The organism is Priestia sp. 53B2 (assembly GCF_056099005.1).
In genome coordinates this window covers 341,664-354,271 of sequence record NZ_JBLZXA010000030.1, presented here as the reverse complement: position 1 = coordinate 354,271, position 12,608 = coordinate 341,664, and the positions used below count along the sequence as shown (strand labels likewise).

General features: G+C 34.7%; 10 protein-coding genes. 7 read left to right on the top strand and 3 right to left on the bottom strand.

Features of this window, described 5'->3' with window-relative positions:
* Positions 1–210: 210 nt before the first annotated feature.
* The 3 genes from ACN6NE_RS26475 to ACN6NE_RS26465 all read left to right on the top strand — a co-directional run bounded on the left by ACN6NE_RS26475 (position 211) and on the right by ACN6NE_RS26465 (position 2,424).
* Positions 211–630 (top strand): hypothetical protein, encoded by a 420-nt coding sequence (locus tag ACN6NE_RS26475; protein ID WP_129710279.1) that lies wholly within the window; start codon positions 211–213, stop codon positions 628–630.
* A gap of 72 nt (positions 631–702) precedes the next feature.
* Positions 703–1,719: a glycine-rich domain-containing protein gene (locus tag ACN6NE_RS26470; RefSeq protein ID WP_474328252.1), complete on the top strand. Its 1,017-nt coding sequence runs from the start codon at positions 703–705 to the stop codon at positions 1,717–1,719.
* Positions 1,720–1,845: 126 nt separating this feature from the next.
* Positions 1,846–2,424, top strand: a complete 579-nt coding sequence (locus ACN6NE_RS26465) for an HAD-IA family hydrolase (RefSeq protein WP_129710275.1) — start codon at positions 1,846–1,848, stop codon at positions 2,422–2,424.
* A gap of 2 nt (positions 2,425–2,426) precedes the next feature.
* Here the strand turns inward: ACN6NE_RS26465 and ACN6NE_RS26460 are convergent, their stop codons facing one another.
* From ACN6NE_RS26460 to ACN6NE_RS26450, 3 genes are all read right to left on the bottom strand, one after another.
* Positions 2,427–3,023, bottom strand: coding sequence for a mechanosensitive ion channel family protein (locus tag ACN6NE_RS26460; RefSeq protein ID WP_129710273.1), 597 nt, complete (start codon positions 3,021–3,023; stop codon positions 2,427–2,429).
* A gap of 844 nt (positions 3,024–3,867) precedes the next feature.
* Positions 3,868–4,890, bottom strand: a complete 1,023-nt coding sequence (locus ACN6NE_RS26455; RefSeq protein WP_129710271.1) for a hypothetical protein — start codon at positions 4,888–4,890, stop codon at positions 3,868–3,870.
* 969 nt (positions 4,891–5,859) lie between these two features.
* Positions 5,860–7,323, bottom strand: coding sequence for a hypothetical protein (locus ACN6NE_RS26450; RefSeq protein WP_025751313.1), 1,464 nt, complete (start codon positions 7,321–7,323; stop codon positions 5,860–5,862).
* A gap of 325 nt (positions 7,324–7,648) precedes the next feature.
* Between ACN6NE_RS26450 and ACN6NE_RS26445 the strand changes: the two genes are divergently transcribed.
* From ACN6NE_RS26445 to ACN6NE_RS26430, 4 genes are all read left to right on the top strand, one after another.
* Complete coding sequence (locus tag ACN6NE_RS26445) at positions 7,649–8,530, top strand: HAD family hydrolase (protein ID WP_474328249.1); 882 nt, start codon at positions 7,649–7,651, stop codon at positions 8,528–8,530.
* 566 nt (positions 8,531–9,096) lie between these two features.
* Positions 9,097–9,921 carry a pyruvate, water dikinase regulatory protein gene (locus tag ACN6NE_RS26440; RefSeq protein ID WP_474328247.1) on the top strand — a complete coding sequence of 275 codons (825 nt, stop codon included), beginning with the start codon at positions 9,097–9,099 and terminating at the stop codon, positions 9,919–9,921.
* Positions 9,922–10,041: 120 nt separating this feature from the next.
* A complete protein-coding gene (locus ACN6NE_RS26435) occupies positions 10,042–11,544 on the top strand; it encodes a malate:quinone oxidoreductase (RefSeq protein WP_129710265.1) in 1,503 nt (500 codons plus the stop codon).
* A 250-nt stretch (positions 11,545–11,794) separates the two neighbouring features.
* Positions 11,795–12,454: a 2OG-Fe(II) oxygenase gene (locus ACN6NE_RS26430; RefSeq protein ID WP_129710264.1), complete on the top strand. Its 660-nt coding sequence runs from the start codon at positions 11,795–11,797 to the stop codon at positions 12,452–12,454.
* Positions 12,455–12,608 lie beyond the last annotated feature (154 nt).

Here is a 12,608-nt window from a genome sequence, read left to right as displayed (position 1 = left end):
TCGAAAATGAAGTGAATCAGTTACAATTTAAGGATAAGGTACCAAATTTCTTTTCTATCTCAAAAAAGTGCAGAAAAGCGTAAAAAATTCTAGGTACTTTCTCATATTTTTACTATTTTTATAGAATTTATTCCAATTTCTAATCCTTTATCGTGTATAATCTCTTGTGTGCAGCATGATATACATAAAGGTGTAAGGAGGCACAGTTCATTGTCTTTATCAGCAAAAAAGATATTATTATTAGTTTTATTAGTTATATGTTTAGTGTTAGTTGTGATGCAATTCATAAATCGATCAGCAGAGCCGACTTCTGAACAGGCCCAAGAAACACTGAGTAAGCTTCCTGAACAAGAAACCGTTAAAGAAAAAGCGAAAGGCGACGAGGAAGCACACAAATATCGAGTGTATTATATTACTATTGAAAAAATCGAAAATGGTACATACAGTGGAACAACAAAAGAAGGAACGGGCATTAAATTTTCCGATAAAAATTTAAATGAACCGATTCCAAGCAATTTGAAAAAAGGGGATATCGTTAAAGCATACTTTGATCTTGAATATAGCACGAAAGGTCTAGTCAAAGTAGAAAAGGTAGACAAGATACCCGATGATGACGAGAGCTCAAGTTAATTGAGCTCTTTTTTTGTATTTTACGAATGTGGTAAAATATTGAATATATAGACGCGGTATAGGGGGAAGAAGATGATAGCAGCAATTATAGTAGGAGCGGTAATTCTTTTAGCTTTAATTATTAAAGGAATTGCAAAGCCAAGGGGATTCCGCTTGTACAAAGAGGAGCTTCCAGATGAGCTCGGAATACATGAAGGTAATGGTTTTGAAGATATTGTTCATTCACTAGAAGATTCTTTACCGGCAGCCTATGTTCAACAGGTGAAACAGCGTATGAAAGGGCGAAATACAAAAGCCGATGAAGCAGAATGGACGTTTTTTGAGATGAAGCGCTACTTTTTATTAAATTCAGTCATTAAAGACGTACCGATGTTTAGTGAAAAAGTGGATGAAGTGTGGCACGAAATGATTATGTTTACCGTAGATTATGAGCGTTTTACAGAACACTTTTTCAGCCGCTTTTTGCATCACCAGCCAAATGTAGATACAACTCCATCCCCGCAGCCGGATAAGCGCGCCTTCTTTGATTGGATGTATGCTCATTTGTTTGACATAACAGGCAACAGCCGACTGCTTTGGGGGAAATTTTTTCAGCATCCGCTTGATAAAAGTACACTTCAAGATTTTCAAAGATTGTCAGAAGATGAATTGCTAGATCGCTATTTTTTAAGAAACGGCAAATGGGAAAAACAGCAGAGAGCCCTGATTCAAACGTTAAAAGAAGAAGTCACTGCTGCACGAAAAAGAAAAAAAACGGGCGAATCAACTTATTTTAAAAAAGCGGCTAAAAAAGGAAATGTATCAAACGAACTTCTTCTTCAAGGCTTTGTTTTTTATTCTCTCTACAAAGCCACCAGCTTTTCAAGCCATATGAATGAGCTGCTGCTATATAAAAAGACGATGTATGCGGGAGATACAGCCTCTTACAGCGGGTATAGCTGTTCAAGCCCCTGGGAAGACAACCGCCACCATCACCACAACGATGGAGGTCATCACCATCATGACGGCGGCAGCAGCTGTTCGAGTTCCAACTGCAGCAGCTCAAGCTGTTCAAGCTCCAGCTGCGGGAGTGGGTGTAGCAGCAGCTAATAAAGTAAAAAAACTCGTATAAAACGAGTTTTTTTACTTTAAATGAAACGATGGCAATAAGGTTCACTGACAAGCAATGAAAAGTTTGGTATAATCGTTACGTTTCAAAAAGGAGAGAAAATGAGTATGAATATTTTGTGGGATTTTGATGGAACCATCTTTGATACCTATCCAACAATTGTAAAAGCATTCAAAGAACTACTAACAGATCAAACGATTTCAGAAGACGATATTTTAAAACAAATGAAGATATCTTCTGACGTAGCAATTAAGCATTTCGATATTGAAAAGTCTTTGTTTGATAATCACTTCCATGTGCTCGAACAGAAAATCAACCCTAAAGATAAGCCTGCTTTTCCTCACGTGGAAGACGTACTGAGCTTTGCGGATACAAATGTAATTGTTACGCATAAATCTAGACAGTCTACTCTTGATATTCTGGCATTTTTTAATATGGAGCACTATTTTACAGAGATTATTACAAAAGATGATGGCTACAAACGAAAGCCTGATAGCGGCGCTTATGCCTATCTTCACGATAAGTATCAGCTCGATTTAGTGATTGGAGACCGTGAGCTCGACTTGAAACCTGCCCGTGAACTGGGAATCAAAACATGTGCATTTCAAAATAACGACATCGAAGCAGATTATCACCTTACCTCATACGATCAATTCTTTACAACTGTCGTAAATAAAAACTCGTGAAGCTATTCTTCACGAGTTTTTATTTGTTCAGGGTTATGTACTTCGGGAATTTCACCGAGCGTATAGTTCGCTACTTTTGTAATGTTACTATTAGCAAAGAAGTAAAACTCTCCGTCAACTCCGCGAATTTTTGTCGTGCGCAATCCAATTTCTTCAACAGTTCCTTTCGTATCATTTATGGATACGTGATCTCCTACTGAGAATTGATCTTCAAATAGAATAAAAAAACCGTTTAAAATATCTTTAATCAAATTTTGTGCACCTAAGCCTGTAATAAATCCTGCTACGCTAATACCAGCTAAAAGTGCTTTCATATTAATTCCGATTGCTTCTAAAGATGTGATAAGTACAATAAAATACACGACGTACATAACAATGCTCAGACAAAGCTTTTTCAGCGTTATTTCTTTACGTTCGTTGTATCTCAGCAGCTTAGTTTTAAATCTGAAATCAAAGATTTTGTTAATTACGCTACGAGCAAACCGGATGACAATTTGAGCAATGATAAAGATGAGGATAATTTTGATGATTACTTCACTAATGTCAATCCACTTACCGGTATTAAATAAAGTTTGCTGCACCCACTGTATGTCTTTCATGACTAAGTCCCTTTCTTGCTTTATAAAATTTTCTCTACTGAATAGTATAATTTATTTTGAAAAATATACTACTAGAATTTATTAAGAATCGTTTGAACTATTGTTTTATTTTAATTTATTTGTATTTGGTATATGTAATGAAAACTCCTTAATTTAAAAAAAAGAGAAAATCCTCAGGTATAGATATTTTTAAAACATTTCTTTATACAAATATTAAATAAAACCTTATAGCAGAGATTAGTATAGATCTTATTAACAAACATTATATACAGATATTAAAGAGAGAAAAACCCTCTAAAAACCCAATGGTATCAAGGGTTAGAGAGGAAATAGCTTTTCAATAAATAACTGTGTGGAAAATAGACCTTTTTTGTGAACAGAATCCTTTAGCTAAAGGATGTTTTTTTATAACAACAGATATGGAAACTATTTTATTTACTATGTTTTTCTTTTGCAATAGATGGATTTTAAAACCAATAGTATGAAGATTGCTGTTAAAAGTATGAATTATTTCCACTGTGGATAAAAGTAGTCGTGTTAAAGAGTAAATAACCTGGAAATCATCGTTAATAAAAAAGTAAAAGGGATGTTTTTATTAACAAGGAGGATGATATAACAGTCATTGAATATGTTTTCTTTCTTTTGTGGATAAGTATGAAGGTGTTTTTTTAGTAATATTCCGTAGTTGTACACAAGAAATATCATTTATTTGAACTCATTACGTTTATATAGATAGGATAATGGAATTGGATAGCTGCAAAAATGGGTGCTTGTTTGCGCTATTTGTATCAAAAAGAGAAGAGAAGGGAGATAAAACAAAAAAAAGGCATGCCAAATAAGCCCCTTATGAAGCTGTAAGTTCAGCAGGGACTTGATCTTGAAGATTTTTTGAAAGCTCTTTTCGAATGAGCGTACGGATTTTTCCACCGTAATTTTCAACGACTTGAGCATTATGGCTGAAGAAGGCCTGTTCAATCAGAGAATAAAGGACAGACTTCACTCGTTCAATACCATATTCAAAAGAAAGCTGAACCAAATCAGCGATGTCTTCGTTTTGGAATGAAGACATAACAATTCCGGTAGAATCTGTGCTGTGTCCAGATAATTTTACAAAAGTCTCTTCAATAGTACGTCGAATCGCCGCATCGTATTGATCTTTCTTTTCTTGTTTTGACATCTTGCCATTTTTAGCTCCGTCTTTTAAAACAAAGAAAATAGTAGATCCTTGGACAACGGTTTTAAATGCGCTCGTCTGTGTTTCAGCTATTTTTTGCATCATACCTTTGTAGTGAGTATATTTCGGTGTAAAAATTTTATAGTCATTAAAGCTAATTTTTGAAGTGTTTTCTCCAGGATTAAACTGACGCTTAATCGTATCGTTGTCATAAACCAATTCTTTGCGCAGCTCTAAGCGAAGGGCATTTACATTTTCAATTAGAATAAGTTCTTCAAAGCGAGTATATTCTAATTCCATAAACCCAAAGCCGTGTTCTTCAAAATATTGAGGATAGGGAATAATACAAATATTGATTCCTTTGCCGCTGCGAGAATAGGAAATTAATTCTGTTTCTGCTAATACTACATTGTTGTTGCGAACTGTTCGAACTGTACAATTCAAAGCGGCTGCAATCTCTTTTTCAGAAACATCACAAATAATACCTCTTTCATCAACGTGAAGGAAGTGGTAAAAAATTAATTGTGAAATTTGAGATTTAGATAAACGATGATGTTCTGCTACTGTTTTGATTGTAGGATTCCCATGAGCGTCTAGGTCCATGTGATCTTCAATATCTTTATATTTTTCTACGGTGCTAGACAATTGGCGAATAATTTGTTTTCCAATCTTCGCAAATTCTTTTTTTATCATGAGAATCCCTCCAATCTATTTCATATCAACATTAATTTATTAGGGTAAAATAACAAAGAATACCTTGTGAAAATTATATCAATAAGAAATAGAATCGCAAACGAACGAGTAGTACGCTAAAAACGGCAAAAGGTTCAAAGAATGCCGTCATATCAAGGGGTTCAGCATATAGGTTTTTTAGTACGACAAAAACGGCAAAAGCAAGCAAGCGCCGGTAGAACAGTGTTTGTTACGATCAGTAAAAATCAAAAAAAACTTTATGCGTTTTAGTACGTAAAAAACGGCAAAAGGCTCAGTATAGTACGCCAAAAATAGCAAAAGTGAAGAGTGGTACGCTAAAAACAGCAAAAGTTATCTCGATTCACCTAAAAAAAGGTAAAAAAATCACTTCTCTGATCGTTGTAAATAACACAATGAATTTTATTAGTACGTCAAAAATGGCAAAAGCTATTTTTAGTACATGAAAAACGTCAAAAACGACGTAGTAGTACGACAAAAAAAGCAAAAGTTTTCGTTTGGTACGTCAAAAATGGCAAAAGCTTTATATATGCTGCGAAAAAAATAAAAAATGGGGTTTGAAAACGCAATAACAAAGGGAAAAGCAATGTTTAGTACGCAGAAAACGGCAAAAGTAGTGAAGGAGTACGTAAAAAACGGCAAAAGGTAGGATTGTTTTACGAAAAAAAGAGAAAAATTAACAATTTATATGGGATAATTAGCAAATGAAACGAATTTAGTACGTCAAAAACGGCAAAAGAAGCAAAGTGGTACGTCAAAAACAGCAAAAGACAGTAATTAGTACGCAGAAAACGGCAAAAGCATCGGAGGAGTACGTCGAAAACGGCAAAAGCTATTGTTTAGTACGTTAAAAATGACAAAACTTCCAAACTATGAAATGAAAATAGAGGGAGATTTTGTATCAAAAAGACGAAAATGGCAAAATGTCAAATGAAAAAGGAAGGGAATGATTTACCCTTCCAATGTTTCTCTATGTTCTCCTCCAAAATAGTCTTGAATTTCATAATTTTGAAGAGGAATAAAAGAGATTTCAAATCCTTGAAGTTTTTGCTGATAACTTTGGATCAGTACTTGATTGCTAACAAATTCTGCTAGAGATTCATTAATTAATTTTAGGTTTACATCAATTTTCTTTGAACGAAAACGAACTTTTGAAGCAAAATATTGATACGGATAAAAATGAGTGTAAGACTTTTCTTGTAAATAACAATCTAAACGCTCTTTTTGAAATGCATAAAGCAGTAAAGAAGAAAGCGAGTTATCTTTAAACTTTTTAATAACATCACTGTAAATTTGTACAAACTGCTGATTTAAAAAGCCTTGATGCGTATCATCGCTAAATACAATCGTTGCATATCGTCTGCCCGTTACTTCATCGGTTTCAATGACAGCCTTTTGGAAGAAGTTGATCGCAAATTTTGTATCTCTGGAATTTTTCTTCTTCGCTACACCTTCTACGTGATATCTGGCAATTTTCATAATGCGGGCTTCAACCGCTTCGTAGTTTTTTACACCTTTTGAATTATAAATTTCTTTAACAATATCCGCTAAGTCAAGCGTCACCGTTTTTTCTTTATAAAACATCTCGTCGCGCTGTGAAAGGGCAAACTGGATAATTTGAGAATCTTTTGGATCTAATACCATATTTCGTTTGGAAAGAACTGTTTGATTATCATTCACAGGGATAATGGTACGAATGAAATATTCTTCATCAACTTTATAGTCATTATATAAAACGACTTCTTGGGAGTTTGTTTTAACTTCCATATTAGTTTTAAGAGAATGACTTTCATTTGAGAAGATAGGGGCCTCTACCCACGAATTTAATCGTTTATCAATCCAGTTGCTTAAATTTCCATTGTATTTTTCTAATATGATTTCAGCAATTAAAAAAGTAAAGTCCGTGTGAAATGCTTTCTCTATTTGATAATTCATTTTTGAATCTAAATAAGGAAAATCGGTAATGTTTGTTTTTTTGCTTTTAGCCCATGCCTCTACTTCTTTTAACTTTATCTTTAAAATATCTTCAGGTTTTTCCACGCCAAACAGCTTTTTTAAGTGTTCGGTATCCACTTTTTTATCCATCACTTTTTTGGCTAATTCAATGTCTTCAAAAATAGGGTTAGGCTTTTCTGATTTAATATCTTTTTTTAACGTTTGCAGCCAGTTTTTCTTATTTGATTGCCTTCTTTTGTAGGCCGGGTTTCTTATTTCCTTAGGGTTTATTAATTTATTCTCTAAAACAAACGTATCTTGCAATATATTTAAAATGTAGTCTTCTATAAAATCTTTTTCATTCGAAAAAAACGAATGAGAATCATATAAAAAGTCTATGCACTTTGCTTTGATATTGTCATCGATCGCATCGCTGATTTGTTTAATAAGATAAGGAGAAAAATTGGATGGTTCGTTCATGTTGACCTCCTCTGTATGTATTTAATCTGTAACAGTCTTATTATATCTTTTTTGAACGATACTCTAAAGGCTAAAAGGAAAATTCGTTTTTGTGAATGCTGTTTTATATCAAATTAGCCTAGCCAGTTATTAGTATATAAAGGCATATTGCAAATATAAAATTCTTTCTTTATAGCGCTTGTACAATATAAGTATGTACTTTAGATGTAAGGAGAGTATTATAGTAGTTTTATAAAAGAGAAAAGCAAAGTACATTCATTGAGTTTAAAAATGGAAAAGTTTATACTTGCCAAGTACACTCTTTTTACAAATAGGGGGAATAAGTATGTTGTTAAAACCTAAAGCAATTTTTTTAGATATGGATGGTACGATATTAAACCGTGCTAACAAAGTAAGTATTCAAACAAAAGAAATCATTAACGAATTACGAAAACAGGGAATTTTTGTTTTTATCGCTACGGGAAGAGCGTTTGATGAAATAGAAGAGTTAGTTCCTGAAGGCTTTCAAGTGGATGGATTTATCACGTCAAATGGTATGGCAGGGTACGTAGGAAAAGAAGCAGTCTTTCAGCATTCGCTTTCGCTTCAGCTGGTGGAAACCATTATTGAAAAAGCAAGAGCTAACAAGGTATACTATGAGCTTTTCCCGTACGGCACATCTCGCGTGACGTTAAAACAAGATCAGTCCTATGTGGAAAATGAAATTAGAGAGCCAAAGCCAGACAGTGTGGAAATTAACGAGTGGCTTTCCCGTAAACAAGCAATTAAAGAAGAAATTGACTGGAAAGATTCCGTAGAAGGAAGCGAATTTTCAAAGTTCTATTTCTTTGCAAGAACGCACGAGCATATCGATAAATGGAAAGAGGAGCTTGAAGAACTAAAAAAAGAAATCGACTTTACAACTTCTACTTCATCTAAACACAATGTTGAAGTGATGGTGGCAAACGTAAATAAAGCAACGGGAATTCAGCAAATGCTAAAACATTTTAATTTGCCCGAGCAAGACATTCTAGCAATTGGCGACAGCAACAATGATTTACCAATGTTTCAGTTTGCCAGCTATGCTGTAGCGATGAAAAATGCGCCGGATCATATTAAAGAAATTGTGGATGACGTAACGGAATTTAACTGTGACGAAAACGGCGTATCTCATTATCTTTCTAAATTTTTATTGCAAAAATCTACTAGAAGTAATCCCGTTTTATAAAAATTAATCTATTTCACGACAATGCATTATAACCAACTATTCAAAACATCGTCTTTTAGGCGGTGTTTTTAGTATACATAAGGTGAAAAGTAAATCGTTCATTATTTTTAGTTATAGCACTCTTAGCTAAAAAGAATAGATAAGAATAAATCTTCTATAATTTAAAAATCATGTTATAAACAACATAACTATATAACTATCCTCGTACCTATCGCTGCAAAACGACTTTCAGCCCTGATGAGTGCCACCATGCCAAAGCATAAAACATTTTAAAATTTAAACCTTTTCTTTCTTTAAACTTTTTATAAAATGCGGAGAAAAGGGATTGTATCTCCGTATATTTAATGCTAATATAACATTTAATGAAAATAGTATAACATATTTATCTTTATTTTATAATTAGTATGACATAAATTCTTAATTTAATCGTTTTATTAAGTGTTTATAATCACAGCGACCAGCATATTTGTCTATTCATTACTATTAAATTGTGTATCTTGTAAGCTGCTAAATAAAAAATACTAGCGTTATTAAACTATTAAAACCAAAGAATAGGAAGATTTAATGTGAATAAAAGAAAAATTGTCTATATAGTTTCCGACTCAGTAGGTGAAACGGCTGAGCTGATGGTAAAAGCGGTTTTAACTCAATTTAGTGGAGAAGATATTGAAATTCAAAATACTTCTTACGTAGAAGATGAGGGAAATATTGATAATATCATTGCTGAAGCAAGGTGTAACGAGGCCATCATTGCGTATACTATCGTCATCACACCTTTAAAACAGTATCTTGACCAAAAGGCACAAGAAGAAGGAATTGTAGCCATTGATTTAATGACCCCTCTTATGAGTGCCTTTAGCCAAACCTTTAATAAAGAACCTAACCTTCAACCCAGGTTAACGAGAAAATTAGACGATAACTATTTTCGAAGAGTAGAAGCAGTTGAATTCGCTGTTAAATATGATGATGGACAAGACTTCAGAGGTATCAAGCGAGCTGATCTAGTGTTGATTGGTGTTTCGAGAACATCTAAGACGCCACTTTCTATGTATTTAGCTCATAAAAGTCTTAAAGTAGCGAATATACCGTTAGTTCCAGAAGTGACGCCTCCTGATGAACTTTTTACTATTCCGAAAAATAAATGTATTGGTTTAGTTATTACACCGGATAAGCTCAATGAAATCCGAAAAGAAAGATTAAAAAATTTAGGTTTAGCGTCTCAAGCCAATTATGCCAATGTAGATCGAATCCTTGAAGAGCTGGACTATGCTGAGAAAATTATGAAGCGTATTGGTTGTCCTATTGTTAATGTCTCAGGTAAGGCAGTTGAAGAAACCGCTGAAGTGATATTGAGCATGTTAAAAAAGGACAAGATGAAAGGGTATGTATAAAAACTCCCATTATGTAAGATAGACAACTTGTCAGACATACTTAATCTATAGAGAGTCAGGTAGAACAGGCGTGTTGCTAAAAGGTGCTTTTTAAAAATATAAAAGATAAGGAAGATTGTGATGAGCAATGTATATAAAAAAACAGACGTTATCTTAATTGGGGCCGGAGTTATGAGCGCAACGTTGGGATCTTTACTAAAAGAGTTAGCGCCGGAATGGGAAATCAAAGTATTTGAGAAACTCGCAGATGCAGGAGAAGAAAGCTCGAATGAATGGAATAATGCAGGGACTGGCCATGCTGCACTGTGCGAGTTGAACTATACATCTGAACAAGCTGACGGATCTATAGATATTACGAAAGCAGTGCGAATTAATGAACAGTTTCAGCTTTCAAGACAGTTTTGGTCGTATCTTGTAAGCAGTAATTTAATTCATCATCCGCAAGAGTTTATTATGCCAATCCCTCATATAAGTTTCGTACAAGGAGAAAAGAACGTATCCTTTCTGAAAAAACGTTTTGAAGCGCTATCAAATAATCCGTTGTTTCAAGGGATGGAGTATTCGGATCGTCCTGAAAAGTTAAAAGAATGGATGCCGCTTGTTATGAAAGGCCGTACATCGACTGAAGCAATTGCGGCAACCAAAATTGACTCAGGGACGGACGTGAACTTTGGAGCTTTAACTCGTATGTTGTTTACACATTTAAAAAGTAAAAGCGTAGAAATAAACTATAACCACAGCGTTGAAAATCTGACACGTAACGCAGACGGCTCGTGGGAAGTAAAAGTACATGATATTCATAGCGGCAAACAGGAATATCACACGGCGAACTTTGTTTTTATCGGAGGAGGAGGCGGAAGTCTGTCTTTACTCCAAAAAACGGGTATTCCTGAGTCCAAACATATTGGAGGGTTCCCGGTAAGCGGATTATTTATGGTATGCAATAACCCCGAAGTTGTAGCGCAGCATCACGGGAAAGTGTACGGAAAAGCAAAGGTTGGTGCTCCGCCAATGTCGGTTCCGCACCTTGATACACGCTATATCGAACGCAAAAAAACACTGCTGTTTGGACCTTTTGCCGGATTTTCACCAAAGTTCTTAAAAACGGGTTCAAATTTGGATTTAATCAATTCTGTAAAACCGAATAATATCTTAACAATGTTAGCAGCAGGCGTCAAAGAGATGGGCTTAACGAAATACTTGATTCAACAGGTGCTGTTGTCCAATGAAAAGCGTATGGAAGAACTTCGCGAGTTTATTCCAAACGCAAAAAGCGAAGACTGGGATATCGTCGTAGCGGGTCAGCGTGTACAAGTAATCAAAGATACGGAAGCCGGAGGTAAAGGAACTCTTCAATTTGGTACAGAAGTTGTGAGTTCAGCTGATGGTTCCGTTGCTGCATTGCTCGGGGCTTCGCCAGGTGCTTCGACTGCTGTTCATGTCATGCTTGAAGTGCTAGAAAAGTGTTTCCCGCAGCATATGAAGAAATGGGAATCAAAAATAAAAGAAATGATTCCTTCTTACGGCTTATCTTTGGTAGAAAATCCAGCGCTTTTTAACGAAATTCATGCTTCTACAGCACAAACGCTTGATTTAAGTAAAAAAGAACTTGTGTACCGATGATTTTAGGCAGCCTTTGACACGTATGCTTTAGATTAAAAGAATTTTTTAGAAGCTGTTGCAAAGTATTCAAAATATAGGTGAAACATATAAGAAAAAACGAGGGAGCTTCGTTATATAACGGGCTTCTTTTTATTTATTTCCTTTGCTAGCAGAATTTACTTCGTATACATGATATAATTCTTATTAGTAAGCGTTTACATGCAATGAAGTGAAGAAGTGGAAAATAGCTATTTCGAGGAGCCGATAAAAGATGATTCTAACTAATACATCTTTACTAACGAAAGAACAAACGATTTTTAGCCATTCAGGGAATAAAATTAAATTAGAAGACAGAGAGATTGATATTGTTGCTCGATTTGAAGAGCCTCTTGTTCTAGTTTTAGGAAATGTTCTAAGTAACGAAGAATGTGATGAACTTATACAGCTATCTAAAGATAAAATGCAGCGATCAAAAATTGGCGCTGAACGTGAAATAAACAGTATTCGAACGAGCAGCGGCATGTTTTTTGAAGAAAGCGAAAATGAGCTTGTACATCAAATTGAAAGAAGACTTTCTAAGATAATGGGACCGTCTATTGAATATGCTGAAGGTCTTCAAGTTTTAAAATACTTGCCTGATCAAGAATACAAAGCACATCACGATTATTTCACTTCTGCAAGTAAAGCATCTAAAAATAACCGTATTAGTACATTGGTTATGTACTTAAACGATGTCGAAGAAGGAGGAGAAACTTATTTTCCTAAGCTGGGTCTTTCCGTATCTCCGACAAAAGGAATGGCCGTGTACTTTGAATATTTTTATAGTGACGCTGAACTTAATGACCGTACTCTCCACGGGGGAGCTCCTGTTATAAAAGGAGAAAAGTGGGTCGCTACCCAGTGGATGCGCAAACAAAAAATTCGATCGTAAAAACAAAGGTTTGAAGAGCCCTATTAGCTATTGTTAATGAGGGCTCTTATTTATGTTACAAAAAAATAGTAATCATGTTAGTCAGTTATTATATTGAAATATTCATACTTATTCTATTTGTGCGGCTATTCCTTATTCTTATAAGCTGGTAGAC

Excerpts from the sequence above, each read along its gene's own strand:
- ACN6NE_RS26450 (WP_025751313.1), bottom strand. The coding sequence starts at position 7,323 with ATGAACGAACCATCCAATTTTTCTCCTTATCTTATTAAACAAATCAGC.
- ACN6NE_RS26460 (WP_129710273.1), bottom strand. The coding sequence starts at position 3,023 with ATGAAAGACATACAGTGGGTGCAGCAAACTTTATTTAATACCGGTAAG.
- ACN6NE_RS26465 (WP_129710275.1), top strand. The coding sequence starts at position 1,846 with ATGAATATTTTGTGGGATTTTGATGGAACCATCTTTGATACCTATCCA.
- ACN6NE_RS26455 (WP_129710271.1), bottom strand. The coding sequence starts at position 4,890 with ATGATAAAAAAAGAATTTGCGAAGATTGGAAAACAAATTATTCGCCAA.
- ACN6NE_RS26435 (WP_129710265.1), top strand. The coding sequence starts at position 10,042 with ATGAGCAATGTATATAAAAAAACAGACGTTATCTTAATTGGGGCCGGA.
- ACN6NE_RS26430 (WP_129710264.1), top strand. The coding sequence starts at position 11,795 with ATGATTCTAACTAATACATCTTTACTAACGAAAGAACAAACGATTTTT.
- ACN6NE_RS26445 (WP_474328249.1), top strand. The coding sequence starts at position 7,649 with ATGTTGTTAAAACCTAAAGCAATTTTTTTAGATATGGATGGTACGATA.
- ACN6NE_RS26470 (WP_474328252.1), top strand. The coding sequence starts at position 703 with ATGATAGCAGCAATTATAGTAGGAGCGGTAATTCTTTTAGCTTTAATT.